Raw genomic sequence first — 25,041 nt, 5'->3', positions numbered from 1 at the left:
CCCCAAACCCCCTCTTGAAGAGTGCGGAGAAAACGGCTGAAACACATACTGTTTCAAGGACGACACCCTCCCCCCAACATGACCCTTCAGGAGGCCGGTGAACTGACGACCGAAGAAGAAGTTCTCCTCGGGGAGGGGTTGGCTCGATTTGATACGGGAAGATACTGGCATGCACACGAATCATGGGAAGACTTGTGGAACGCCCTTAAACGTCGGAGTGCTCCATCGGAAGAAGTTCTCCTGGTCCAAGGACTCATACAAACTGCCGCACTCTTGCTCCATTACGAAAACAGGAAGGAACGAGGCGTGACCAATCAATGGCTCAAACTTGAACCAAAATTGGCGGGTTGGACGGTTGCATGGGGCCTCGATATTGAACTGCACTGTTCCGTCATCCGTGAATTCGCAAACGATGTCGGTTCTTGGACAAAAAACCCAACCTCCCATCAAATTCCGCGAGCGTGACCTTCAAGTGAATCGGCCCCGTCAACCCGACATGGGTGAATCGATGGGAGAACCTTCTGCGGGGATGATTCGTTTCATCAACACGCCGATTGCTCAGCCGTTTATCCAAGCTCGAAACATTGGCTTTGTGAGCGCCCTTGTAGCCTCGGTAGTTCTCGGTGGGATCTCCGCCCTGCTGACAACATCCAATGCCGTTGCATTCAGCCTCGCCGTCGTCAGTTTCGCAGCCAATGCATCGTTCGTGATGTACCGATACCTTGGTCATGCATCTACGCCCCTTGCAGTGAACCTCAACCATCCATTCATGGATGGAACTTCATTTGGGCAAGCAGAAGTGGAGGTCCAACTGTCGGACGGCCGTTGGATTGACCCCGGCAAGCACCGAATTAAGGCCATCTCCGATGACCTTATTGGTGGATTCAACATCGCTCACGACACCATTGATTTTCCCGTGTTGGGACATTTTTCACCCTCTAAAAAACGTACGGCTTTGTTGACAAGACACATGGCTCTCATCAATCAAGCCATTGCGCTGCGGGATGCAATGAACAACATTCCCGATCCGATTGCTGAAGCCAGAGACCGTGAAACAAAAGACAGCGGGCTTCTGGAACGGTCATGGTTAGAAGAAGAACAAGAAATTGAAGTCGAGAGTCCCCTCGTATCCTTCTTCAAGCGTGAAGAATAGCGCTTTTTCGGGAGCGGCGACCCTCTACCTTCAAAACCCGTCTGCTTGACCCATTGGCCGTGTCAACCACGGAAACTTGGATGGGTCGGGTCGAAAACCTTGCCCCGCATGAGCAAGACACGTTGCTGGGAACCTCGCTTTCTCGCAGGTTTTCAAAACTCCCATTGTGGTTAAGCCATCCTGCAAACATTGGGGCATTCTACGGACTTCTCGTCGCTCTTGCACTTATCCTCCCCTATGCATTCGGTGGAAAAAACAACGATGTCTGGGCTGTTGAGTGGATCTTCCACACTGCCCTTTTGATCGTGGCTTGTGCACTTACAGGCTTTGTATCAATTTTGCTCATCGCCTTCTCAAAACGCCATCCAATGGCGCCGCCTCGGTACATCTTGTACCCAATGCCCTTCATTGGACTGGCTCTTCTTTCAATTGATAGAACGGAACTTTTGACCGTTCCGAGCCTGCTCATTTGGGGCCTTCTTCTTCTTCCTGGGCCAGTGTACGTTCACCTTTCTTGGGCCCCACGATGGCGCTTATTGTGCATGGTTGAAGACGGCAAAGACCCGTTCCTTGGAATGGAGGTCAAGCAAGAAAACTCCGAGGCTGAGGAGATTGCCGGAGACGATACTGAGTTGCTTGAAGTCGTTGATAACTTCGAATCAGAGTAACTTAGATCAGCCCGAGTTTGGGCCCGACCTTCTCAAAGCACGAGAGTACCGTATCCAAATCTTCTCGGGAGAGACCTGCCGACATTTGAGTGCGAATTCGGGCTTTGTCTCGAGCGACCATTGGAAAGACAATTGCCCCAGCCATGACACCCAGTTTGCCCAGTTCTTGTGTCATTGCTTTTGCAACACTGGATTCACCGCACATCACTGGAATGATTGGCGTCACTGAATCGCCAGTGTCAAATCCGAGGCTTTGCAGTTCCTTGCGGAAGTAATCGGTATTTTCCCACAGACGTGCATGATGCTCTGGCTCGTCCATAAGAACCTCAATCGCTGCTTTTTGTGCAGCAGCAACACCAGGTGGCTGTGAGCCAGAAAGAAGCCATGAACGCGAATGGTTCAAGGCGTGATTTCGGGTCATTTCAGTCCCGGCAAGAATGCCTCCTTGAACTCCGAGGGCTTTGGAAAACGAACCGGTTTCAAAGTCGACTTTTCCTTGAAGTTTGAAGTGGTCGACAATCCCTGCACCACCATCGCCCAAGACGCCTTCACCGTGGCAGTCATCAACGTAGACCATGGCGCCATACTCTTCAGCAAGGGCCGTAACTTCGTCGAGTGGAGCGATATCCCCGTCCATCGAAAACACACCGTCGGTGATGATGAGTTTACGATCTGATGATTCGTGGGCTTTCAAAACAGCTTCCAATTCACCCATATCGTTGTGCCCGTAAACGGCTCGTGAGGCCTTCGTCAAGCGAACACCATCGATGATGGAACCGTGATTGAGTGAGTCGGAAATGATGACATCTTGAGGGCCTGCGACAAGCGATGGAATCAATCCAACATTGACCGTATATCCTGCAGAGTAAATCAACGATGCTTCAACTCCCTTGAATTCAGCCACTTTCTTTTCGGCTTCAAGGTGAATGTCCATGGTCCCCGCAATGGCACGAACAGAGCCGCTTCCTGCCCCGTAAAATGCTGTTGCATCCTGCATTGCAGATACAACCTTAGGGTGGGTTGTCAAGTTGAGATAGTTGTTCGCTGAAAGCATGATGGTTGGTTTACCGTCCATTTGACAACGGGGTTGATTGGGCCCTTCGAGCGTTGGCGGCTCCCAAAGTAGAGATTTTTCACTCAATTCATCGTAGCGAGATTTCATCCAAGACATATCACCGGGCACAACAATCCTCATGCCTACCAACAGGCCCTTGTTCAAGGTCTTTTGTCTCACCCGTGCTGGAAGATAAGCCGAGTAATTTCTCCCTTTTGAATCGGGCAAAAGTCTCCGAGTTCGAGATCATAATTTGAAAGATGAAGGCCTTCAATCCCCAAGCGATGGAGATGAACAACCTCGTTCCCAAGGGCTTCAAACATCCTACGAACTTGCCTTTTCTTCCCCTCTTGGATGGTCAATTCAATGATGTCGGGTTCAATTTGGTGGACCTCAGCAGGGCGTGAGGTATAGGAGGTCGTTACGCCTGAATCCTCAATGTGAATATCAACGCCATGTTGAAGCGCTTCCATTTGAGACGATGAGACGGAATCCCGTGTAATCGCTTCGTAAATCTTACGAATGTCTTTCTCGGGAGAGGTGATGTCGTGAACCAAATCACCGTCGGTCGTGACCAAAAGAAGGCCTGTTGTTGCTTCATCCAAACGACCAACCGTCACCAGGCGCTCGTAGGTACTCGAATCAACTGCTTCCCTAAACAATTCAAAGACCGAGCGTTTGTTCAGCGAACGTTCTTGTTCACTCAGTCGAGAACAGAGATATCCCCTGGGTTTGTAAAGGAGAAAGGTGGTGTGTTCGTTTGAAAGTTCAAGACGCTGGCCTCTGTACAGAACAGGCTTGGTTTTTGGATTGAACTGGAAACTGATTTCTTTCACAACCGATCCGTTGACGGTGATGTCCCCGTTCCAAATCGCTTCCTTCACTTCTCGCTTTGACGAGAAGAATCCGGTTTTCGAAAGAAATTGATGAAGCCGCAATTTCATTCTGTCAACCGTTTGCAAGGCGACGCCTTACCCTCATCAAGGCTCCGATGAAACCAACAGCGAATATTCTGCTTCAAAAAGTTCAAATCAAAGAGGAATCAAATCCCATCGCTGGTTAAGGAAAAGATTGACACGGAGGACATCGTGTGAGGAATAACGATGTTTTCCAATGACGAACTCAAAGCGTGGTATTCGACCATGCCGGTGGATTTGGATTGGCTTGAAAAGCCGTCCCGCCACCAATTCCGATGGCGCCTTCCAAACGATCGGTGGGCAACCCTTCCCCGTCAGGTCAGTAACGAGCAGACGCTACGAAAGCAATTTGCGAAATATGCACCACGTGACCTTTACATCGGCACCTCAGCATGGCTCAATCCGGTTGACCTCCCCCGATTGAAGGATATTGACGAACCGGCTCCCATTCTTCTTGACCATCTGGTCGTGTTTGACATTGACTTCCGCCCGTTTTGCTATCGTAGATTGGAGCAAGCCCGAAGCGTCACAGACGGCTTGTTAACATGGCTTGATGAGCATGAAGACCTCACGTTGCAATACATCAGTTACAGCGGAGGAAAAGGTTTCCACCTTGTATTGCGAGACAACGACCGAACCTTGTTTGGAACACCCGAACCTCGCCTCCGTGAAGAGCTGGTTAGGGCCTCTCGCCAAGAATTGTTGCAACGTGTCCTTGACGCAGGTTTTGACGTGGATACGACCGTTACTGCTGATACTCGGCGAATCATTCGATTGCCTGGTTCGCTCCATGGCACGACAGGTTGGTGCTGCACCCGAATCTCCCGTGAGCAATTAAGGCGGCCCCTCAAAACATGGAAAGAAACCCTCCCAAAACACCAACGGGCTCAACCGATGAGACATTGGCCGATTGGTTTCAAAGACATCAGGAACGCTGTTTCATCGACCATCAAACGACCGTTCAAGAAAACAACCGCGCCAAGTCTAATTCAAGCAAACCATGCGGGCACTCCTCCAAAATCCCTGAGCATGCAAATGAGCAGTCAGGTAGTTGGAACCAAAGGAAGGAGTGCTCTGATGGCGTGGATTCCCGAGCGGTGGGGGGAAGGGCAGCGTGAATATTTCATCAAAACCGTCAAGGAAAAGGAATGGGTCCCTGTGTTTCAGTTCCGACAAGGCCCTCATGAATTCATACTCATACCGCGTGCAATCCCAACCCCCCAACTTCGCAAGCAACTGCCTCAACTGGGGTTGCAACGACTTTCTACAGAGATCGGTTCATTGGGACACTATTGGGTCGACATGAGCTACCACAACCCAGAAGATGAAGAACAAAACTCCGAACTTACGTTCAAGTGTAGATTGGACGATAGCGACGAAACAAACAGCAAGGTTCCTTGGTCAGCGACCCACCTTGAAGCCCTCAAACGATTGGGCGTTATTGTGGAGGCGGAGGGTGAAACCGCAGGCCGACCGGAGCCAGCGATGCGAATTGTTACAAAAACGTGAACGTTTATATGCCGCCTGTTCAACATGATTAATGTCCAAGAGAGCTTAACGGCGATGACCTTCCCGATAATATCGGGGGAATCCAACCGACTGCGGGACTCGGACAGTCCCGCAGTCACGAGCTGATTCAAATGGGAATTTTTAATTTCATCCTCAAGATTCTCAAAGGCGAGGGAAACCTCAGTGTGAATCCAAGTTATTCGTTCGGCAACGGTCGTACGAGTCGCGGTTCAAGCGGCAATGGATACGACAGAGTCATGGGCATGTCCGGCGTCAACACCGGTGCAAGTGAAGAAGATGTTCGCAGGAGTCTTGAAGCGGATCAATTCACCTCTCAATCAATCGACCTTCTGTTTGCATCTCCAACCTTTAGAAAAATGATGAACTGGTGAGCAATCACCCAACGAGAATCGAAGCGGCCTGATCGTTCATTCTATTCCAGAAGACTGTTTCAATCAGACTTTAGAAGAAGTCCATCATTTTCCGCGAGTCCATTGCCCCGTGAGTGGATCTCTGAAAAACTGATTACTGCTACCCGCTGGGAATTCAATCCATTCTTTTCCATCCCCTCGCATCGCTCCTCTCGTTGCGTAATCTGGAACACTTGCTAGAGTGAGCACATCAGGCGGCGAAGACCCCTCGCTTTTATGGATTGGAATCGTCGGTTTTGTGTGGTTTCTCATGTTCCAATTTGTCATCAATTTCATCTTTGTTAACGGCTCTCGTTAAATCCGGTTCATCTGGATTTAACAACAGAAGGTCAAAGATTACAACAAAGCGCAGGGTTCTTGAGGAATTGTAGTTGAGGTAAAACCATGGGAGAGGTATTGGAAGCTAGCCTCGTCGTTGAGGAGGTCCTCCATGGGATGACGCGGAAGCAACTTCTTGCGTTGTCGCTCGCCACACTACTGGTTGTATCCATTGTTGCAGGCATGTCGTTTTTCAACGACGCATCAAACAAGGAACAGTCATCCGATGCATTTGCTGGAAAGGACGGTTGGCGAGCCTTCTCTGTCGTGGCTCCAATCGACACCGGAATCAACGTTTATCACGACCATTTCCGAACCAATGAAACCTATCCACAGGGGTTACTGGACGGTCTTGGAGTTAACAAGGTCTGTGACATAACGATGGAAGGAAGTTGGCAAGAGCGCTATGATGCAGACAAGGAAACTTGCTGGGACACGCTTGCACCGAGCGATATTGTCTACTTCACAGGGACAAAAATCATCGGCAGTTCGCCCGACGGCGACAGTGACATTCTCATTCTTGATGACCCTTCTGACGGTCATGGTTCTGCAGTCACCGGAGCAGTACTTGATGCCAATCCAAATGCAGTAATTTTCTTCGTTGAAGGATTTTCAGAACAGGCCGTTCAATCTGCTGCAGACCAACCGCTGGTCGATGTCATCACGACCTCATTTGGGGCCATTGGTTCAATCCCTGTTCCAGGAATTGAACGAGCTACGGAATCTGCCGTTGTTGAATTCGGGAAGATCCATACCGGTGCTGCAGACAACAGCCCATCCCCTGCAGTACAGGACGCAACTGCGGGCCCACCATGGTCAATCGGAATCGCAGGATACGCCGAAGAGGGTGACGACCAGAAGGAGATCATGTCTGGTTCATATCCCGATATTTCTGCAGATTGGACCCAAGTACTACCAAACCACGATGATATCGATGGCTACCATGAAACTTCAGGAACATCCTTCGCCACTCCACGTACCGCTGGAATCATTTCCTTTGTATTGGAATCTCTTCGTGATGAATACCAAGACGCTTCCTCCGGCGCATCTCCTGATACACGGTCCAAGAATCTCGTCAACGGAACCGATGCGGAAGGAAACGCAGTTTCAATTGACAACGCCCAAATTCGTGAAGCGATCAATCTCTCAGCCTGGTATCCTGATCTGGGCTGGGACCCTACCTCGGGAACCATGCCCATATCTCCAGTCGCACCTTGTACTCAGACGGGCTGGGGCCTGGTCAATCTTTCAAACATTGAACCCATCATCAAGCACTTGAACGGAAGTGAACCTCTGCCCGACCGTGCGGGCGATGTCGTCGCTTGCATGAACCTCAACCAAGCAGCACGTGAAGCCTATTGGGGCGCCTATCCAACCCTACCAACCCAACTTCATGTCATCGGTGAAGAAGGCGTACAACGACGAGATTAACATTCTCAAAGATGTTAATCTCGTAAAGCGTGTAATTTACTGATTAATCTTGCAGAATGCCGGGTTAAAATTTATACCAAGGAGTTCGTTTTTGGGTTTATGATTGGTCAAAGTATCTTCCACCTCATCACGGTCATCATCCATTGAACCATTGTCAACAAGGAAGGTGACCAAAGCAGTTGCAACGAAGAACCACGGCACACCCTGGGCGAAATAGAGAGCACATACGGTTGCAAATCATGCCGCACGGCTCTCTTGCATATTCACCGACATGAATTTTCGTCTTGGTGAGGCATCTGATAGTTATCCCCATAAAAAGCAGGGGTTCCGAGTGTAAATAGCAATTGAAGTACGTCGGCCTAATCATCAATCCTCAGCGATAAGAGGCAAAGTGGACGCTGGGGGCAACGGGCTGAACTATGCACAGCGAGGCAAGCCCGTGGTAAAGCGGCTACGTCTCCTACAAAAAGAGGCAAAGTGGACGCTGGGGAGTCGTCCCTGCTTCAGAACATCAGGAAATCCTCGTCGCTTTAGCCTCCCTCATTCGCGCCCAGCGGTACGAGATGGCCTTGACAATTCTTGATGATGAAATCACGTTCAATCAAGCCGATTCCGCTTTCTCGCCATCGCGCCAAGCCCTCGACCTCACAACAAGTCCAGGTCGATGGTTTTGTTTGCAATGTCGAGGTAGTCATCGCCACGACAGCTGAAGATAATCCCTTGCAGACCAGTGCCATCATCGCCCACCTTGCTCACAATAGCGTCCTTCATACGCTTCAAACGACCTTCATCAGCAAACACCAATGCATCATCCAGAATCATTGGTGCCATGAGGGGCATAGGTTCTCCAGTTTCCTCGTCAAACCGAAGAAGACCGAGCAAGACCATTCGCAACACGATGTTGTACTGTTCTCGAGTTCCATACGATTCGTCTGAAAAATCTAAGCCACCGATGGTGTGAGGCGTGCCGTCGTCCTTCATGGTCGTTTGAGGTTCATGCCCCCAAACGTGACGAAGAAGCGAGTCAAGTTGGTCAGTGATTTGAGAGCGAGATTGAGCCTGTGCCTCTTCACGCGCTTCGTTGGCTGCATCCATGATGAATCGATAGGCCAGGAAATCCGTCTGCAGCATACGCATGTTTGACTCGAGGGCGTGAAGATTGGCTTTGAGTTCTGGAAGATCACTCAACAAAGCATCGTTCCGCATGAGTTCCACTCGTTCTTCCAACTTGGCCACCTCAGTACGCCGCTGTTCAGATGCTCCAAGTTGCTTGGACAGGTTGCTCGCCTTCGTTTTTGGAGCATCCTCTTCCAAGGGCTTCGCATCCATGAGCCGTTGATGTTCGGTTTTTGCGGATTCCATCGCCTCCCGAGCATTCCGCTCTTTTTCTTCGAGAACATCTGTTGGGCCATGCTCGAGTTTGTGGCTGTCCAGTGAGGTTTGTGCGTTGAGAAGATGTTCCTGCGCTGTCTTGTGGTCGGCATCAGCCGCTGCGGCTTCCGCGATTGAGACCGAGACGGATGCTTCAGCCGAATCAAGTTGGCCTTGGAGTTCCTCTATTCGCGCTTGAAGAGCCAACTTTTTCTCGCTCAGGTCACCTTCAGGCGGGTCCTCAGTGGGTTTTGAGGGCTGACCATCCATCTGCTTTTTGAGACGGGCAATTTCTTCTTGGAGTTGCTCAAAGGGTCGCAAGGCAGCCAAAATGGCCTCATCTTGCTTGATGAGAACGAGAAGTTCAGCTTTTCGTTGTTGTCGCTCACTCAACTCCTTAACATCGGCGGCGTTCAATTCAGCGAGGAGGACGTTCAATTGAGCATTGATTTCCTCAATGGTCTCTTCAAGTTCGAGGTTTGGTGCAATCCGAACAATTTGGTTTCCTTCCCAGACGATGTCGAGATGTTCTGCTGCCGCCCCGCTTTCTGTGAGGGCCTCCCCGTCAGCGAGTAGGTCAAGGCCTTCTGGCGTGGCCCCAAGAACCTCGATGTTGAGGTTTTGTTGCGTGCTCAAGGTCTCTCGCTTGGTACGCAACTCCCGAATTGTTTGCCATTGTTCTTCCGTCGGCGCTCCCAGTTGTTCGAACTCATTTTGACGTTCACTCTTTCGAGTTATGGTCTCCCTGAGTTGGGCAAGCTTCCCAGTCAAGTCCTCATGTTGGTTTGAAGCGATCGCAATCGCTGCTTCATGATTGTTGAACAGCAACCACTCATCGACGATTGAAAGTTCATCAGAGGCTCGTCGCTTGCGCCCCTCCAATTCAGTACGGGCCCGAACAGCTTGTTCTTTGAGCGCCGTCTTTGTGTTCATTTGGCCGACTTTTTCCGTAAGCACCTCGTTGTTTGTCTCAACGAGTTCCATGAGACGAAAACGTTCAGCAAGTACCTCTTTGAGTGGGGCGAGTATCTCGGTCAAAGCGATGAATTTCGCAGAGGCTTTCTCCCGGAGGGCTTGGTGGGCTTCGGCCGATGCTCGTAAGTCCTCGATGTCGATTCGAATTTGTTTCCAGTCTTCGTCAGTCGGCACATTGGACCGAAGGTTGAGGAGCCTGGATTGATTTTCAATCAAGTCCTTTTCATGCTGCTCTGCTGTGTTAAGTCGATCACGAGTCGTCTGAACCTCGGCCATGGCTTTGACGAGTTTGCTGTCTTGCCTGGCACGTGCATGTGGGCTGTTGTCGTTGTTCCATGAACTTACGTAGCCTTTGGCCTCTTTTTCTGCACCTTCCGACACCAAACGAAACGCACTTGCGAGCTCCTGTTCATCCACTTGAAGCCCAATGTTTCGAAGCGCCTCTCCCATGTTGAGGAGGTCGCTTAGGGTCCCCTGAGCGTGGAAAAACAACGAGGCCAGATTTCCAATGATTCGCTTATTGAGGTTGAAAAGGAGGCCATTGGCTGCGGAAAAATTGCCCGACGGTTCGGTGATACCGAACGCAATCCGACTTACTTCGTCCTCTGCCTCCATTCCTCGACAAATGATTTCGCCGCTCTCCTCATCCTTCAAGGTGCTTTTCTTCCGATCCCCCCACACCTTCGTAATGGTGAACCTGCCGGCATCCGCAGTGAAGGTGACACTGGACATCGGTGAACCTCCCCGATGAGGGGAAAGGGCCTCTTTCAAGCGATCTGAGTTCGCAGAGTGGCACATGGTGAGGGTGAGCGCCATGGCGAGAGTGGTCTTCCCGGACCCGTTCAAGCCCTTCACGAGCGTTACGCCGTCATCGAATTCAAAGGTGGATTCATTGACCCACTTTCGAATATCCCGGACGACCAACTTGTGAACACGACGAAGCATCAAACCCACCGTCCTTTGTTGATACGATAAAATTCAATGGCGCGCTTCAAGATGTGGTCATCCAGACCGACATCATGGGCTTTGGCGAGGAAGGTTCGCAACACAGGGTCATCCATCTGCACCGTATTGTCATCACCGTTCTGAACAACGGTGGTTTGATTGAAGACCTCAAACAACGGCCATATCGACTTCAGTTTTGCAATCTCGATGTCAAGGAGGTCAGCGCCCTCGGAGGTCAGTTCGCCCACCAAGGTAAGACGGATGCTCGTCAGGTTTGGAGGGCGGTCAGCCACTGGACTCAACGCCTGTTCTAATTCAAGATTCAAGTCGGTCTCAGCGTTGAAGGTAACGGTTGAATTCAAGAATCGAAGTTCACCGACCTCGGTTCGAGTCAACGCTACGATTTCTCCGTTTTCGGCCAACGAGACGTTGGTGTAAGCGCCAACAAAGCCCTGATTGATGTGCTGAGCTTCTGGCGCCATGGAATAGACGAGACGTCGTTTGATTGATGTCTCTCCGTTGAACAACACCGAGGCATCTTCGCCCCCTTGCGACGGGCCGTGCTGGTCGCCGCAAACCACCAGATCCAAGTCCTTTTTGCTTGCTACATCGGCAGGAATGGTTCCATCTGGCAAGGTGTCCAAGCCTCCGTGCATCAAAGCCACACGGAGACCATCTTCGGTAGACCGCTCGGGAATCCAGGCATATTGGTTTGAGATGTCCCCCTTGTTCAAAAGCGGAACAGGATACACTGTCAGACCCAACTTAGGAAATGGCAATGGCTCACGCTGAAGCGGGACGAAAACATGGTCTGCTTTTCGTCGTACCAACGCCGCTTTGAGAACTTGAGGAATCCCTGATTTGAGCGAGTCGTGATTCCCTGCCAAGACCACCGTGGGGGTCTTGCAGGCAGCAAACACATCGGCAGCGGCCTCGATGAGGCTCGTGGGCGTTCCCTCACGATCAAACACATCGCCCGCCACCAACACCAAATCGTATTCCTTCGCATCATTCATGACCCGCTTGAAGGTCTCAAAGAGCTGGTTTCGAAAATCCCCGGCAGAGGCCCCGAGGGTTCCGAAGGCTTTTCCGATTTGTGTGTCACCGGTGCAGAGAATGTTAACCGTCATTGCGTCACCCCGCTTATTTTGATATCCTCACGGGAAAGGTCAACGTTAGGAAGACCACCGTGGTATAGTTCGTATGCATCAACAGTATAAATGGTTTGGACAGGTGTGGGGCTTGCTTGAATTTCTTGCATGTTGCAATCCCCCTCGAGTCGGTTGTTCGATTTCTGATGGTGGCAGGCCTCGTCGATCATCGAAGCACCTCCTTCGAGCGTGGCGTATCAATTTCAGCCAAAACCTCAGCCGACATGTCGCCCCAATCCTCGTGGGCGAGAGCTTTGACGAGAAGGTCAAACGCCCGGTCATCGCCAAGTTTGCCCAGGGCGACCAACTGATCGTAGCCCCCTTCAACGGCAGCCAAGATGTCATCGCCAAAAAACGATTCAAAATCCTGGTCAAAGATTGACGTGTAAATCGCATCTACAGCATGCGTGGCTTCGAAACGGACAAGACCGATCAAGGCAGATTTCAGCGTATCAACACTTGCGTGAGGACCTTCGACGCCCATCAGCAAGTACGGGACGGCATCCTTGTTGGTTAGAGAGAGGATATCGCACGCGTGCATCCGAATTTCGTACACCAAATCTCGTTCACCATCCAAGTCGCACTGCATCAACTCGCCGAGCGGATTGACAAAGGGGTCAAGCTTGCTGGAATCAAATTGAGCGTCGTTGTTCCACTGGTACATCAGTTCATCCAGCTCAACTCCATCATGGAGGTCAACGAATTCGTGCAATGCAAGAAGTGCATCCAAAATCCGAGGTGCATCCTTGCTGCCCAGTGCATCAAGCAATCCCTGAGGGCCCTCAATTGGTTTTTTACTCAAGCGAATTCCCTCCCTCGTCTGGCTTGTTTTGGTTGTTCTCAGTGCTTTGCTTCATTTTGTTTTCATGCTTTTGTTCTTTCATGTGTTCACCTTTGTATATGTTGACGGCCCAATCCCTCCATGCTGATTCCGCAGTAGCCACCCACGCTGTCCATCCGTTCAAACGATAAGGACGAAGTGTGGCTCCATGCTCGGCGTCATAGAACTGATTGGAGTCGTTCACCCGAAAATCTACGGGAGCATGGGCAAGGTGGATTCGGCCAGATTCGGCCAGAAAGTTGCCAATCTGGTTGGCATAGCACAGCGGGAGGGCCATGAATCCAATGGTCCCAGATTGCTGCTTAATGCGGCGTTTGACTTCGCTGCAGGAGATGTAGTTCTCGTCTTCATTGCCGTTCGAGATGCCAGGGGTTGCGATGTATTCCTCGCTACAAAGATTCAGGTCGTCTTCGACCAATTCAAAAGCATGGACCTCACAACCATGGCCGAGGTGAATCCATCCGAACGGGTTTGTGGTTGAGGGTTTGCCGTCAAATGCACCCTCAATGGTGGTCGACCAGCGGAGGTTCAATGATTCAAGGGGTATCTGATTTCGAATTGAATTGAGCATTGACATCCATTTGTGCACGTGGATGATGGTGTCGATGGCTGCCAACAATCCATGGTGGTGCCCGGACACGGCCACCTCATCCAGGGATGACCAGGCAGGTCCACCGTCCTTGCTAGCCGGAACGCCGGTGATGAGGATGACACGATCAAAGGTCGCTTCACTCAAGGCCAAGAGGCGGTCGACCGTGAAGTCGGATGGCTGAAATGTGGTCGCGATCATTCCAGGGACCCTCCCCGATTGATCTCAACGTATTCACGATGAAACGCGAATCCGATCTTGTCAACCACGGCTTTCATGCAGACGCAATCAGGATTGGGTTCCGAGCTTCCGCAGGTACACCAATCGCCACGGTATTGCCAGGGGAGGGGAGAATCTACCATACTCAAGCACCGCCCACTGCGGAAGCTTTTGCCAACGTCACAACTGTGGACATTCGAGCGGAAGAATGAGTCCAGAAGATGTCGAGGACCTCTTCCCCCGAAACGTTGCGCCGGCACTGTGCAAGCTCAAGTTGCCGCAACAGCAGATTGGACTCTCCGAAGACCTTCGAATAAGCTATGAGAAAACCAATTACAGTGTTTCGATCGTACTCAGGTTGGGAGACCATGTTGATCAGCATCTTGACCACTGCCTCGTCTCCTGCCTCTTGCTTTCGGTCAATGTCCACAAAATGGCTCTGAGCAACCAAACTTGTAAGCAATTCAGCCACACTACGAATAGCGAGAAACTGCTTTTGAGTTGGAACTACATATGAGATTGGACTCCGGCGGACGATAGCGGAGTGGAAATCGCGGATATCCATATACATGGAAATCCAAACTCCATCGTGTGGCCATGCATCTTCCATTTCTACAGGGTCGAAAACTCCAACAGCATCCAACATTGGTGCGGCAAATTTCCCTCCCCGTTCGGCCAACACGGCGACAATTTCAGAACGGATTTCAAAAGACATTCGTGGGCACCTCTCCTCTGGTCATGGAGGGTCCTACAGAGCCGCCTTTTATTAGCCTATGTGTGCAAATATTAGTCGAATACCCAGGTAAAAAACATCGCAGTGCTCAAAAAATCTAGAATTGATGTCCGATAATGAACAACCCATAAAAACCCTCGGGCACTGAGTCAACCCGAGGGAAAACGGTGAACAAGTCCTACATCGCATCCGCCACCGCATGGCTTGAGGGTTACGAGAACGGTACTGCGAAACCTTTACTCAGAGAGATTCCGTTTGAAGTTGACCCGGCGGACTTGGTCGAAGGCGACGCGTTGACCAGCCTCTTCGTCGACCACCTTCACGGGATGCTCCCTAAGCACCACGATGAAGAAAGGATCACCCATCACCTGGAGGAGTTACTCCGTCGTTTGTTTAGACGTGCTGAAAATCGGATGGAGTTAATAGAGATCCTGGCGGATTTTACAGGAGAGAAGTCAGAGGATATCCAGCTTTGTTTCTACATTACCCACCATCTCTGGCATGAACTCTGCTTTCTACGGCGAATCCTCTGGCGCACTCTGCTGGCCGTCAATCCTGAATTGGCGATTCAGGTCGAACACGAAACAGACTCCGACAACAAGAGCAGGAGCACGACGCTAAGGCGACTGGAAACCATTTGTTCTCGGCTCAATCTCTTGATTCTCGACAGCGCAAAGAACACCTTCCATCGACTCAACAACCGAAGGAAGGATCTCGGAATTCCCGGAACGGCGATACCATGGTATGAATTGGCCGTCCTCCATGAGGCAACGCTGCTCTTGAGGTCAAGAAAGAAGGTCTCCTTAGCCTTGACCTACGCTAAAACATTGCATGTTGCAGCAGAGACCGGATTAGTAAAAATCGACGGCCAGAGGAGGTTTTCCGAAAACTCGGAGGTGAATAATTCACTTGACCTCTCCAAACGGTTTGAAACGCTAGCATTCATGCCGGCTTCTAGACAAACCATCGCAGGCATGGTGGCGTTCAATCCTCAGGTGTTCACCGAAAACAAAGGTGTTCAGGCTTACCTAGAGGCAGCGAAGTATCTTTCTTCGATGTCCCAAAGTATTACCCTAAACTCAAGTGGCGCTGCCTCGGAAGGATTGAAAGACTGGACAAACAAAACTCCGAACAGACTCATCGAAGTTTGGTTGAAAATCGCTAACAAATTCATGCTCCATCAGGAACAATTTGCGATTTCATCCTACCTCCATATTGAAAGCGCACTTCGCGTACTTATCCTCAACGCAAGTTATTGCTTCAACATCTCTTCGGCCGAGGTGAAGCATCAAGGAAAGCCATACCCTCTCATTGATTTATTCCTTGAAATGATGGTTTCCATCTATCAAAATATCTCAACGAAACTTGAAAATTCAACGGCATGGTCATCGGGAATCATCGATGGCAAAATCAAACAAAATTCTGGAATGGCATTTTCCAACATCGCAAAGGTACGACACCTCCGACAGGACGGGAACGACGCCGACTCAGACCTGAGAAGACAAGTCATAAACATCATCAACCAAGGTTGGGATGATCAGTGGGACTGTCCCGTTAGGCTATCGAACAGTTTACAGCAAGCCGTATTCCAAGACTTCATACGTAGAGCCACGTCTTCACCCAAGCCTGCTTTGCGCAGCATGGAAATGCAAATCGGCGACCCCAGTGTGCTGAATCCTCTAAATTCCTCTGCCTTCACGCAATTCCTCTGGGGAGGAAAAGGAAAGCAACACAACTCTAAGCACATCAAACACTTTCCACAAGGCAACATCAACAAAGCACAGATTTGCATGATGATGGCCTATATGCAAGCATTGGTTGGGCACGATGAATCACGGACAACCCAAGGAATGTTTGGAACACTCAGCGAATCCATCCGATTTTCCGACAAGTGGGTTCTTTCCGATCTAAATCCCAAACCCCAGTTTACCCTCGGACATATTTCTAAACCAGGAAAGAAAAAAATAAATCGACAATTATCTGAAAATAACAACAAATCAAAGGAAAAAAAATACAGCACAAGTTTTCGGTCACAACTCAAACGAGTGAATCGAATGGATTCGATGATGTATCTTGGCACATCGCTGAACTTGATTGAAAATTTAATTTCCAAAGAGTTGGGGGGCGAGCGTTCCCAGCGCATGTTTAACGATGCTGCACGCGCTTGCTCTCCTCTGCCATTTTCTATCGATGGACAGAACGTCCACATCCATGACGTCATCCATGCAGCACAGGAGATCAGTCAAAGTCCTATGTGGCTCACCGAAGTGGATGATGACATGCTTGGAGATGAAGATGCAAAGGCAATCTTCGTGAGGATGATCCTGAGGTACAGCCTTGGAAGGTTGAGCCTGCTTGCAATCCGAACGGAACAGATGGCCCGTGCAATTTCTCAACACCCCATCCGAGAACCGTACTTGAGCAGTTGTGCACTCATCATCGACCAAATCAGGGTCCTCATCCGATACCACATAACCGATTGGAGGACGGCTCTGGAAAACTCGATCATTCCATCTTATGACATCCATTCGACCAAGTTCCAACCAGACCACTTTGACGAATTGAATCAATACTTAACAAAAAACAAAGGACACCAATCCAAACAATTCGACCCTGAGAATTTCAAGGACCGAAAGAGAGGGATTTCAAAACCAATCAACGACGTGGCCTTGAATTATCTCATGTCCCAATTTTTCAATACAAATGAAGAAATGGACCTCTTCATGTTTTCTTTGCGAGAAAGAATGGATTTCCAATCAACCATCGGAAGTGATTGGAATTCGTTGCTGCGTAATTCGATTTTTAGGCGTGCTGAAGCAGAAAAGGATCTGGTAGATGAAGAATTAGAAACCCTTGAAACACTGGGCGAGAAGATTAAACTGAATTCTACGAATGTGGGAATTCATCCAAAACACGTGAGGGAGGCATACGAACATTTGGTCGAAGAAACCGACAGAGAATGGATCTTATGGGCCAGGCTTGCCTTCTTCCCGCTCACAATTGACGGGCGTATATTACGGTCAGGCACTTCCTTTGCTGAGTTGAATCAACATGATTCTAACATTGAGTCAAGAAAATCCAAGCCACCTCAGGGACGAAGCATCCTCTGGGGGAAGACGCTGGAAGCATACAATCTGCCTTTTCTCCTGGAAGACTTGTAAGTCCACACCCAACGGGGTTTAGACGCAGAGGCGTCGTGTATTTTGGAAACAAAACCCGCACACTGCGAGGCCAAAAAGGGATGGTGGACGCTGGGGGATTTGAACCCCCGGCCTTCTGGTTGCAAACCAGACGCTCTTCCAACTGAGCTAAGCGCCCTCGTAGTTGTGGCGGTGAGCCTCTCCCTTTTGAGCCTTCACCTCTCTACAGCAGAGGAATCAGACGCAGTCAATCGTTGCATCACGGTCAGGGCCTACGCCGACGCTGGTGCAAGGTACACCTACGATCGCTTCGAGTTTTGCGATGTACTGTTGAGCTGCTGTGGGAAGTACTGAAATTCCCTTCCCAGATTCATTGGCGTGAACGGCCATAGCAAGCCACTCGGACAATGAAAGTTCAGGGAAACCGGGCATTGAGATGTAGATTGGTTTGCAACGAGCGATGGCTGAAGCAGTAGAAGGAAGTTCAGTAATCTCTTTCCCGTCTAGTTCGTAAGCAACACATATTTTCAGTTCATCAAGCCCGCCAAGGACGTCCAGTTTCGTTAGCGCAAGGCCCGTAAATCCGTTGATTCGTTGAGCATGCCGCATGACCACTGCATCAAACCATCCACACCGACGGGGGCGGCCTGTTGTGGTTCCAAATTCATGGCCGACGGTCCCGAGGTGATTTCCAACTTCGTCCTCGAGCTCTGTTGGCATTGAACCGTGACCAACACGGGTGATGTAGGCCTTGGTAATTCCAATGACTTCCTCTACGTGACCGGGGTGAATCCCTGCGCCATGTGATGCATTTCCGCGGGAGGTTACCGATGAGGTGACGAAAGGATAAGTCCCTTGATCAATGTCAAGGAGACAGCCTTGGGCTCCTTCAAGAATGACGTGTTCTCCGAGTTTGAGAGCATTGTCCAACATCAAACCGGTATTACCAATCGAGGTGCGGTAAGCATTGTGAATCCATTCAATATCGCCCATCAATCCCTCAACAGAGGTACGGTCCTCTGAGCCTGCTGCTTCAAGAGAAGCGTTCATGCGCTGGACGGTTGTTTTGGCCCATTCCATGTCGTTCAAGACTTCTGCAACATCTCCAAATCGCAAACCTACACGATTGATTTTGTCAGCGTATGTTGGTCCGATTCCACGACCGGTCGTACCGATTTTCGTATCCAGACTGTCCATGTACCGATGGTAAGGAAGAATGATGTGAGCACGTTCACTGACAAACAGACGTTCACCCCGAGGGTCTTCTCCTGTCAATTCCATCCATCCGTTGAGTTCGCTGTCAAGGACCCATGGGTCAACGACCATTCCGTCACCAAGGACAAGATGGCACTCTTTTCTTGTGATCCCTGAAGGAAGGAGATGGAATTTCAGAACTTGTTCACCGAGTACAACCGTATGCCCTGCATTGTTCCCGCCTTGAAAACGAGCCACCCAGGTGGCTTGTTCTGCAAGTCTATCAACCAATTTTCCTTTTCCTTCATCGCCCCATTGGGCACCGAGAATGACCGTAGCAGGCATGTCCTTGTCCTCATGACGCCGTCGGTGAAGGCCGTCTTTGAACCCTGTGGACGCCGGCGAAGGAAGATTCAACCGAGCATCGGCTCATTCAGTGGGCGTGATTATGAACGACGCTTTATATGCTCCAGCGATAAGTAGAGGTTGTAGAGGACCGATATTAAAACCGCTAGTAAACGTACCTTGCTCTGTACCAAGTATCATCAGAGCAACCATTGGTTTATATAATACGGCACCCCACTACTAAACAAGGAGTTTAGAAGATGAAACAACAACGAGAAAGCAAAGACGCTCCCCGAACAATGTCAACACCCACCCGTGAAGGATTTGGCTCACAACGGCCCTCAAGAAGGGTAGTCGAGGGCCACACAAGGCCATGCGAGGAATGTGGAGCTGTCAAGTGGGACATGGATGTAACACGCGGAGAAATTACCTGCGGATCATGTGGCCTTGTCGTTGAAGAGAATGTACCGGACCCGGGTGCTGAATGGACCAACCGGGACCAAGGGGAAGACCGCTCTCGAGTTGGCCGACCCATGACCTACACGCTCGCTGACAAAGGATTGAACACTACGATCGACGTTCGAGACCTCAACACAGGGACTGCATCCCGACACGGAATGAGTTCTCAAGCACGTCGAGAATGGCGTCGTCGCCGAGTGATTGACGAACGCTCAAAAACTCGAAAGAGCCGAGAACGAAACCTCGTCAAGGCCAATCAGTTTATTCGGGACCGCTCTGGATTACCTCAACCCTTGCAGGAAGAAGCAGCGAGACTCTATCGTATGTTGTCCACCGCAGGTTTCGTCACCGGACGCTCGATTGCTGGAGTCACCGCAGCGTGCACCTACCTGGTAGCCCGACAGGAGGAACTCCCCCGGCAAATACCTGACATCTCAAAGGCTTTTGACATCACGGAAAAGGACCTCTCCCGGTTAATACGACAAGTTTCACGCCGACTCAACCTTCACAAAATTACCGGACCAAACGAGTACTTTGACAAATTCGTTTCAGATCTTGCGTTATCGCCCAACATCCGTGCCCCTCTTGAGGAACTGTGGGCCACCATTCAACCGCACGAAGATGTATGGCAGGGAAAGAAACCAATGGGTGTGGCCGCAGCTCTCATCTACAAAACATCGAATCAAATCGGCAGCCCGCGGACCCAGTCCGAAGTCTGTACGGTAGCTAATGTGTCTGAAGTGACCCTACGAGGACTTCTAAGACTCATCGATGGACTGATTGAGAAAATCAAAGCCCGTGAAGCGCTGGAATGAAGGCGAACCTTGATGAAGCACCCGCGAAAGGCATTGGTCATGGGATTTAAGGCCAAAGCACGCAAACACCGCTCTGACTCCGGCGAAGATTCGGAATCGACCAAGAAATCTTCATCGAAAGAAGGAGAGATTTCGTGCGGTATCAAAGATTGCGCCAAATTCGCTGACAAGGACATGGGTGGGCGGTCACTGTCCATTGACAACGCCATCGACACCTGGGGATCGGGCGGTTACGAAGCAAGAAAAGGCCGAGTTCGTGTATGCAAGTCCTGTTACAGAAAGTGGAAGAAAGACAACAAATCTGACGATATGTACTGACGTTCAGTTTCACTTTATCTCTGAGGGGTCTACCAAAAGAAAGTAGACCGAAGGTAGTCATTCCCTACTTATGAAGAACCGAATGATTGTTCGCAGTTTGACAACCGCAGAAGGGACACTTGTAGCCATGGATGACGGGCTCATTGCATGGAAACCAAAGAATGGAAGAGCTCAACGAATACGCCTGGAAGCCATACCCACCGTTCTGTTGGTTGTTCGAGGCCCGATGGACACCATTGACACAGCCATTGTAGGCAATGCACGTGGAGAAGTTCTTGTTTTCACCCTCCCTCGATTGGAAATGATTTCAAAATATGAACTGAAAGGAGGATGCATTCGAGCGTTATCGCTCATTGACCAAGGGAGTTTAAATCTCCTTGCTGGAACTCAAAATGGAAGCGTGTGGTCACTTGACGACCGTAAAAGTGAACGGCAAAAAGTGCTGTTTACCATCAACGGTCCGGTTTCAAGCCTTCACTTGGAAAATGGGATGGTCCATGTTCGAAGCGGTTGGATTCATCACATGCATGCCTGGGATGGCTCACACATCAGTGAAGATGATACGGCAAAAGATTACTCTCGAGGAGGGCACAAGAGGTTGGATCGTTCCTATGTCCTCAGTTCGGTTCAACCCGCTTAGACGGATTCTTTTTCCACGAGAGGCCAAGGAGAAATGGGTGTTAGCCAAAGAGCAGTTGGAGCTGGCCTGTGCCAAGACTTTGGAGGCTTGCCCTCGTTTTCAACGGCCTGGTTAAAGAATTCAAGATGTCGGTCGAGAACGCTCTGGATGTGTTCTTTCCCCCTGATAGCTGGACCCTGCATTGGGACAATCGATGTTGGTTGAAGCCGCTTCATGGTTTCAAAACTCTTGATGAGGTCAATGAGTGAACCGCCCGGCAAATCCCATCTTGTGGGTCGGTCTGCCCGAGGCAAGAGCGGGCCGACAATGAGTGTAGCCAAATGTGGAATGAGATATCCCATTCCCTCGGGCGCATGCCCCGGCAGCCAATGGGCTTCAACATCGCCGTCACCAAGAGCAAATACTTCTTTGTCATCAACTGGAATTGTTTGGGTTGGAGGCATGTCGGAATCGTACCGGTTCGCCCATGTTGTGAAAAAATCTCCTGTTTCGAGAGCGGCTTGTCCTACGCCGTGAATGTGGATTGGAATGTTATCAAACGATTCTGAAATGTGTTTGGCACCTCCAGAACAAGGATACCGCCGAGTGGTTAAAGCGATACGATCGAGAGGCTTATCTCCGAGTTGACCTCTGATTCGTTCAACTTGAAGGGACTGATACCACGAGGTCCCTGCATCGATCAACAGGCTCCCCAAACGCCCCGAAACGATAACAGCATTCCCATCGTGATGGATGGCGGGAAGCCTGACAACCTTCATGCGTTCACGGAAGAAGACGCAGAACTTCAACATACCCGATGCCTCAGGTTAGCATAAGTCAACCAGCAACCGCTTCCGAACCACTGAGGTTGTGATTAAATAGGGGAAATCTGTGGCCCCACCATGGCACGATTCCCAGAAGCAGAAGCCCGCTTGCTCCACCGCAAGATTTGCATGCGATGTAACGCACGCAATGCCGTTCGTGCCGCCCGCTGCCGCAAGTGCAGTTACAAGGGACTCCGTCCCAAGAACATCGAGCGCAAAGGCGCATGATGTCCTTTCAAATTTAACCCAGCCAAGTCATTACCAATGCTGTGGGTTCACCCAAGAGCACCAATGGCAGAACTGCTGGGAACAAAAAGACCAGCAGAGGCATTTTGAAACTCACCCACACGTCTTCGACGCCGAGGGCTTTCAAACTCATGATTTGTTGTTGGAGTTCTTCTTCATTCGGCGTACGCCGAGGTGCTCTTGAGCGGTGAATGACCTCACCCTCGCCGTCTGGCCGAACCATTGTCGTCGTTAACATCCAAACGTGGCGTTGTAAGACCTCATCGATTGGAATTTTAGTGGCATGCCACGCAAGTCGTAGGTCTCCAAAGGAACGAAGGGAACCTTTCTTGATGTTTAGAATGAGCATGATGAATGGTATCAACAAAAAGGCAAGTCCTCCCCACATCAACAAAGCCACTGCGACCGGAAGAGCAACCAGTGTATCCCCCATCACGGAAGAGAGAGGTGTTGGAACGGTCGCCCACGAGGGAAAGACCAGGGCAACCCACATCAGGGCTTTTGCATCAGCACCCCCGTGCAAAAGACGCAATCGCCAGGCAACATCAATGACGAAAATGACCAAGAAGACTGAAGCCGTCCTCCACCAGAGCATTCCCAGTTCATCACCATCACCCAGAATCACCTCAATTGGGCTGGTCGCTTGATAACGGATTGCACCTGCAATGAACCCAATCACAGAAACAAGGTACCAAGCAATGAACACTCGGTCCATTCCGGAACCAGCACGTGCATCTCTTAGCGTTGGTCGCCCGAATACAGACACACCAGCATAAGCTACAACGCCGAAAGCAGTGAGGTAGATGGTCCAGTCCGCACCTTGTACCATAAGGTCGAGACCCCAAAGAAAAATGGCGGGCTTTGCCCATACAATCCAATGCTCATTTGGAACACGACGATCTTTGTGATCCATCCATGCAGCCCAGGCCATTCCGAGGAACAAAACTCCGACACGGGTCCATCCCAGAACATGGTCTGTAGTGACCTCCATAGGCAGAGGAGGAAGGCCATCAATTTAAAGACGGTCACCGACGACCTAACTTTACCCCCAACTGGTGAGAACATGGATATCGAAGAACGATTACAACAAGTCGCCAGCGTCATCAACCAAATCGATGACCCAAAGGTTCCAAGAAACATCCGCCGACAAGCGAAAGAAGCATGCGATAATTGGCTGCTCAATAAAGGAAAGAAATTGGACGTGCGCATCGCCATGGCTCAATCGAAGCTTGAAGAACTCTACGAAGACCCAAACATCCCACCGGAGTTTGGAACCCTCATCCTTACGATTAACACTGAACTGGAACGTATTCTCACTGCCGTACTCTGAGATTCACTCTTCTTCATCATCTTCCAAAGCAAACACAAGTTTGCCTAGGAATACACGTTCCATGACGCTTAGTTTGCCTTCGGTGACAATCTCGTCAAATTGATTTTTCCATTTCTTGGGCGCTGGCATCAATCCAATGCCGATGTTGATGAGGTCGATTTGGTCCAGACTTAGGCGTCCCCTGCGAAGAGCGTATTCAGCTGCGATTCGGGCAGACATGATGGCAACTTGTTGGTCTGTATAACCGAGCACGTTTTGCAATTCGTTGAGCATACGCTCCTCATAGGCCGTGATACGACCGTCTTTGATGGCCTCTCGCCAAGCCTCTTCCAGTGTTGGTGCTCGCTCTGAGAGCAGAATCGCCAACGGTCGGGTAGCCTCAATGTTTTCAAGGACAATCTTGAGAATAACGACAAGGGGGATGGAGAGAATCATTCCGATGATACCCCACAGCCAAAACGAGAATGCTGTCACGACAAGGAGCAACACCGGAGAGATGTCCAATGCTCGCCCTGCCCATCGTGTTTCAATCACGTTACCCCAAAGTTGCTGATTTGAAAGAAGCAATACCGACAAGAGGATGACCGAAGTTGGACCAAGGACAATGAATCCGATGATCAACGGTGGAATCGTTGCAAGAAGCGAACCAATGTAAGGAACATAGTTGAGGATAAACGTCAGAAGTGCCCAAGTGAACCACAGGTCAATTCCGAAGAACAACATGACAATTCCGGCACAAACAGCTGTACCAAAACCGACTCCGGTTTTGACCACAACATACGTGTTAACGCTGGCTTCGATTTGGTCTCGTATCATGTGAACACGTTCACTAGCGCCACCGGGCCATGCTCGCTCGATGCGTCCGGGGAGCAAACTTGCTTCAAAAATGATGAACAAAAGGAAGAAAATTACAGTAATTCCCATGATGAACAGGGAACCAATACTTGAGAGCATTCGTGTGAAAAGGTCTGAAAGTTCAGAGCCATCTGAGAAAACGCCCATGGAAGCCATATCCTGCTCAAAGGTTCCAGTTTCAGTTGCACCCGAATCCATGATGGCATCGCTAAACAGTGAGGAGTTTTTTAGGTCATACCAGCGGTCATTCAGTGACTCCGTATATTCCTCCATTCGCACTTCATCTTCTGCAAAATTGGCTGCTTGCTCATATGCAAAGAATCCAGCACTAAGCACCACGAGAATGGCAAGCATTAGCATTGTGATGTACGATAGCATCACTGGGAATCCCTGTTTTGACAGGGTATTGGCTCCGGGTTTGAGGACAAAATAAATCCCTAAAGCAATGAATAACGGCTGAAGAACATCGATCAAGTAGATGAGCCAAATGGTGACCAATGTCATCAATATGGCTGCATGTGAGAACATACCGAGGCGGTGACGGAAATTATGGCTGTCCCATATGTTGCTCTTCTCTTCCATGGTCCCGCT

24 protein-coding genes and 1 tRNA gene are annotated in these 25,041 nt (G+C 50.1%); 12 read left to right on the top strand and 13 right to left on the bottom strand.

Features of this window, described 5'->3' with window-relative positions:
* Positions 1–78: 78 nt before the first annotated feature.
* Genes AAA857_RS06240 through AAA857_RS06230 form a run of 3 tightly spaced genes read left to right on the top strand, consistent with a single transcriptional unit; the run spans position 79 to position 1,821 of the window.
* A complete protein-coding gene (locus AAA857_RS06240) occupies positions 79–465 on the top strand; it encodes a DUF309 domain-containing protein (RefSeq protein ID WP_338174097.1) in 387 nt (128 codons plus the stop codon).
* A gap of 31 nt (positions 466–496) precedes the next feature.
* On the top strand, positions 497–1,153 hold the full coding sequence (locus tag AAA857_RS06235; RefSeq protein WP_338174096.1) for a hypothetical protein: 657 nt from the start codon (positions 497–499) through the stop codon (positions 1,151–1,153).
* A 59-nt stretch (positions 1,154–1,212) separates the two neighbouring features.
* On the top strand, positions 1,213–1,821 hold the full coding sequence (locus AAA857_RS06230) for a hypothetical protein (RefSeq protein ID WP_338174095.1): 609 nt from the start codon (positions 1,213–1,215) through the stop codon (positions 1,819–1,821).
* Position 1,822: 1 nt separating this feature from the next.
* Here the strand turns inward: AAA857_RS06230 and AAA857_RS06225 are convergent, their stop codons facing one another.
* Entirely contained in the window at positions 1,823–3,055 is a 1,233-nt protein-coding gene (locus AAA857_RS06225; protein WP_338174094.1) for an aminotransferase class I/II-fold pyridoxal phosphate-dependent enzyme, read from the bottom strand.
* On the bottom strand, positions 3,052–3,819 hold the full coding sequence (locus AAA857_RS06220) for a pseudouridine synthase (protein WP_338174093.1): 768 nt from the start codon (positions 3,817–3,819) through the stop codon (positions 3,052–3,054). Before AAA857_RS06220 ends, AAA857_RS06225 begins: the two co-directional genes overlap by 4 nt.
* A 159-nt stretch (positions 3,820–3,978) precedes the next feature.
* Here AAA857_RS06220 and AAA857_RS06215 point away from each other — a divergent pair, with 159 nt between their 5' ends.
* From AAA857_RS06215 to AAA857_RS06205, 3 genes are all read left to right on the top strand, one after another.
* Positions 3,979–5,301 carry a hypothetical protein gene (locus tag AAA857_RS06215; RefSeq protein WP_338174092.1) on the top strand — a complete coding sequence of 441 codons (1,323 nt, stop codon included), beginning with the start codon at positions 3,979–3,981 and terminating at the stop codon, positions 5,299–5,301.
* 131 nt (positions 5,302–5,432) lie between these two features.
* Entirely contained in the window at positions 5,433–5,693 is a 261-nt protein-coding gene (locus tag AAA857_RS06210) for a hypothetical protein (protein WP_338174091.1), read from the top strand.
* A gap of 423 nt (positions 5,694–6,116) precedes the next feature.
* Positions 6,117–7,481 (top strand): S8/S53 family peptidase, encoded by a 1,365-nt coding sequence (locus AAA857_RS06205; protein ID WP_338174090.1) that lies wholly within the window; start codon positions 6,117–6,119, stop codon positions 7,479–7,481.
* A gap of 645 nt (positions 7,482–8,126) precedes the next feature.
* On the opposite strand, the gene AAA857_RS06200 is transcribed toward AAA857_RS06205, so the two are convergent.
* The 6 genes from AAA857_RS06200 to AAA857_RS06175 form a co-directional block, all read right to left on the bottom strand.
* Positions 8,127–10,772, bottom strand: a complete 2,646-nt coding sequence (locus tag AAA857_RS06200) for a hypothetical protein (RefSeq protein WP_338174089.1) — start codon at positions 10,770–10,772, stop codon at positions 8,127–8,129.
* Positions 10,772–11,902, bottom strand: a complete 1,131-nt coding sequence (locus tag AAA857_RS06195) for a metallophosphoesterase (RefSeq protein ID WP_338174088.1) — start codon at positions 11,900–11,902, stop codon at positions 10,772–10,774. Before AAA857_RS06195 ends, AAA857_RS06200 begins: the two co-directional genes overlap by 1 nt.
* On the bottom strand, positions 11,899–12,093 hold the full coding sequence (locus AAA857_RS06190) for a hypothetical protein (protein WP_338174087.1): 195 nt from the start codon (positions 12,091–12,093) through the stop codon (positions 11,899–11,901). Before AAA857_RS06190 ends, AAA857_RS06195 begins: the two co-directional genes overlap by 4 nt.
* On the bottom strand, positions 12,090–12,725 hold the full coding sequence (locus AAA857_RS06185) for a HEAT repeat domain-containing protein (RefSeq protein ID WP_338174086.1): 636 nt from the start codon (positions 12,723–12,725) through the stop codon (positions 12,090–12,092). Before AAA857_RS06185 ends, AAA857_RS06190 begins: the two co-directional genes overlap by 4 nt.
* Positions 12,718–13,554, bottom strand: coding sequence for a hypothetical protein (locus tag AAA857_RS06180; protein ID WP_338174085.1), 837 nt, complete (start codon positions 13,552–13,554; stop codon positions 12,718–12,720). The genes AAA857_RS06185 and AAA857_RS06180 overlap by 8 nt, the downstream gene beginning before the upstream one ends.
* 163 nt (positions 13,555–13,717) lie before the next feature.
* The gene (locus tag AAA857_RS06175; RefSeq protein WP_338174084.1) at positions 13,718–14,287 is read right to left on the bottom strand and encodes a hypothetical protein; all 570 of its coding nucleotides are present in this window, start codon (positions 14,285–14,287) and stop codon (positions 13,718–13,720) included.
* A 185-nt stretch (positions 14,288–14,472) separates the two neighbouring features.
* On the opposite strand from AAA857_RS06175, the gene AAA857_RS06170 reads away from it, so the two are divergent.
* The gene (locus AAA857_RS06170; protein ID WP_338174083.1) at positions 14,473–17,466 is read left to right on the top strand and encodes a hypothetical protein; all 2,994 of its coding nucleotides are present in this window, start codon (positions 14,473–14,475) and stop codon (positions 17,464–17,466) included.
* Positions 17,467–17,547: 81 nt separating this feature from the next.
* Here the strand turns inward: AAA857_RS06170 and AAA857_RS06165 are convergent.
* Positions 17,548–17,623, bottom strand: a tRNA-Ala gene (locus tag AAA857_RS06165).
* 59 nt (positions 17,624–17,682) lie between these two features.
* Complete coding sequence (locus AAA857_RS06160; protein WP_338174082.1) at positions 17,683–18,984, bottom strand: adenylosuccinate synthase; 1,302 nt, start codon at positions 18,982–18,984, stop codon at positions 17,683–17,685.
* 260 nt (positions 18,985–19,244) lie between these two features.
* On the opposite strand from AAA857_RS06160, the gene AAA857_RS06155 reads away from it, so the two are divergent.
* From AAA857_RS06155 to AAA857_RS06145, 3 genes are all read left to right on the top strand, one after another.
* Positions 19,245–20,258 (top strand): TFIIB-type zinc ribbon-containing protein, encoded by a 1,014-nt coding sequence (locus tag AAA857_RS06155; RefSeq protein WP_338174081.1) that lies wholly within the window; start codon positions 19,245–19,247, stop codon positions 20,256–20,258.
* A 39-nt stretch (positions 20,259–20,297) separates the two neighbouring features.
* A complete protein-coding gene (locus AAA857_RS06150; RefSeq protein WP_338174080.1) occupies positions 20,298–20,576 on the top strand; it encodes a hypothetical protein in 279 nt (92 codons plus the stop codon).
* Positions 20,577–20,646: 70 nt separating this feature from the next.
* Positions 20,647–21,216: a hypothetical protein gene (locus tag AAA857_RS06145; RefSeq protein WP_338174079.1), complete on the top strand. Its 570-nt coding sequence runs from the start codon at positions 20,647–20,649 to the stop codon at positions 21,214–21,216.
* Here the strand turns inward: AAA857_RS06145 and AAA857_RS06140 are convergent.
* Positions 21,213–21,974 carry an MBL fold metallo-hydrolase gene (locus AAA857_RS06140; protein ID WP_338174078.1) on the bottom strand — a complete coding sequence of 254 codons (762 nt, stop codon included), beginning with the start codon at positions 21,972–21,974 and terminating at the stop codon, positions 21,213–21,215. The genes AAA857_RS06145 and AAA857_RS06140 overlap by 4 nt on opposite strands.
* A gap of 123 nt (positions 21,975–22,097) precedes the next feature.
* Here AAA857_RS06140 and AAA857_RS06135 point away from each other — a divergent pair, with 123 nt between their 5' ends.
* A complete protein-coding gene (locus AAA857_RS06135) occupies positions 22,098–22,247 on the top strand; it encodes a 50S ribosomal protein L40e (protein ID WP_338172776.1) in 150 nt (49 codons plus the stop codon).
* Positions 22,248–22,260: 13 nt separating this feature from the next.
* Here AAA857_RS06135 and AAA857_RS06130 read toward each other — a convergent pair whose 3' ends face one another.
* Positions 22,261–23,256, bottom strand: a complete 996-nt coding sequence (locus AAA857_RS06130) for an A24 family peptidase C-terminal domain-containing protein (protein ID WP_338174077.1) — start codon at positions 23,254–23,256, stop codon at positions 22,261–22,263.
* A gap of 72 nt (positions 23,257–23,328) precedes the next feature.
* On the opposite strand from AAA857_RS06130, the gene AAA857_RS06125 reads away from it, so the two are divergent.
* Complete coding sequence (locus AAA857_RS06125; RefSeq protein ID WP_338174076.1) at positions 23,329–23,595, top strand: UPF0147 family protein; 267 nt, start codon at positions 23,329–23,331, stop codon at positions 23,593–23,595.
* 3 nt (positions 23,596–23,598) lie between these two features.
* Here AAA857_RS06125 and AAA857_RS06120 read toward each other — a convergent pair whose 3' ends face one another.
* Positions 23,599–25,032 (bottom strand): AI-2E family transporter, encoded by a 1,434-nt coding sequence (locus AAA857_RS06120; protein WP_338174075.1) that lies wholly within the window; start codon positions 25,030–25,032, stop codon positions 23,599–23,601.
* Positions 25,033–25,041: the final 9 nt, after the last annotated feature.

The sequence above is a fragment of the Candidatus Poseidonia alphae genome (assembly GCF_943787815.1).
GTDB classification, from domain to species: domain Archaea; phylum Thermoplasmatota; class Poseidoniia; order Poseidoniales; family Poseidoniaceae; genus Poseidonia; species Poseidonia alphae.
Note: the sequence above shows the minus strand (reverse complement) of the source record. Positions and strands in the feature narration are given on the sequence as shown.

Excerpts from the sequence above, each read along its gene's own strand:
- AAA857_RS06145 (WP_338174079.1), top strand. The coding sequence starts at position 20,647 with ATGAAGAACCGAATGATTGTTCGCAGTTTGACAACCGCAGAAGGGACA.
- AAA857_RS06180 (WP_338174085.1), bottom strand. The coding sequence starts at position 13,554 with ATGATCGCGACCACATTTCAGCCATCCGACTTCACGGTCGACCGCCTC.
- AAA857_RS06240 (WP_338174097.1), top strand. The coding sequence starts at position 79 with ATGACCCTTCAGGAGGCCGGTGAACTGACGACCGAAGAAGAAGTTCTC.
- AAA857_RS06235 (WP_338174096.1), top strand. The coding sequence starts at position 497 with ATGGGTGAATCGATGGGAGAACCTTCTGCGGGGATGATTCGTTTCATC.
- AAA857_RS06120 (WP_338174075.1), bottom strand. The coding sequence starts at position 25,032 with ATGGAAGAGAAGAGCAACATATGGGACAGCCATAATTTCCGTCACCGC.
- AAA857_RS06140 (WP_338174078.1), bottom strand. The coding sequence starts at position 21,974 with ATGAAGGTTGTCAGGCTTCCCGCCATCCATCACGATGGGAATGCTGTT.
- AAA857_RS06190 (WP_338174087.1), bottom strand. The coding sequence starts at position 12,093 with ATGATCGACGAGGCCTGCCACCATCAGAAATCGAACAACCGACTCGAG.
- AAA857_RS06205 (WP_338174090.1), top strand. The coding sequence starts at position 6,117 with ATGGGAGAGGTATTGGAAGCTAGCCTCGTCGTTGAGGAGGTCCTCCAT.
- AAA857_RS06210 (WP_338174091.1), top strand. The coding sequence starts at position 5,433 with ATGGGAATTTTTAATTTCATCCTCAAGATTCTCAAAGGCGAGGGAAAC.
- AAA857_RS06215 (WP_338174092.1), top strand. The coding sequence starts at position 3,979 with ATGTTTTCCAATGACGAACTCAAAGCGTGGTATTCGACCATGCCGGTG.
- AAA857_RS06150 (WP_338174080.1), top strand. The coding sequence starts at position 20,298 with ATGGGATTTAAGGCCAAAGCACGCAAACACCGCTCTGACTCCGGCGAA.
- AAA857_RS06130 (WP_338174077.1), bottom strand. The coding sequence starts at position 23,256 with ATGGAGGTCACTACAGACCATGTTCTGGGATGGACCCGTGTCGGAGTT.
- AAA857_RS06200 (WP_338174089.1), bottom strand. The coding sequence starts at position 10,772 with ATGCTTCGTCGTGTTCACAAGTTGGTCGTCCGGGATATTCGAAAGTGG.
- AAA857_RS06125 (WP_338174076.1), top strand. The coding sequence starts at position 23,329 with ATGGATATCGAAGAACGATTACAACAAGTCGCCAGCGTCATCAACCAA.
- AAA857_RS06195 (WP_338174088.1), bottom strand. The coding sequence starts at position 11,902 with ATGACGGTTAACATTCTCTGCACCGGTGACACACAAATCGGAAAAGCC.
- AAA857_RS06175 (WP_338174084.1), bottom strand. The coding sequence starts at position 14,287 with ATGTCTTTTGAAATCCGTTCTGAAATTGTCGCCGTGTTGGCCGAACGG.
- AAA857_RS06160 (WP_338174082.1), bottom strand. The coding sequence starts at position 18,984 with ATGCCTGCTACGGTCATTCTCGGTGCCCAATGGGGCGATGAAGGAAAA.
- AAA857_RS06155 (WP_338174081.1), top strand. The coding sequence starts at position 19,245 with ATGAAACAACAACGAGAAAGCAAAGACGCTCCCCGAACAATGTCAACA.
- AAA857_RS06220 (WP_338174093.1), bottom strand. The coding sequence starts at position 3,819 with ATGAAATTGCGGCTTCATCAATTTCTTTCGAAAACCGGATTCTTCTCG.
- AAA857_RS06135 (WP_338172776.1), top strand. The coding sequence starts at position 22,098 with ATGGCACGATTCCCAGAAGCAGAAGCCCGCTTGCTCCACCGCAAGATT.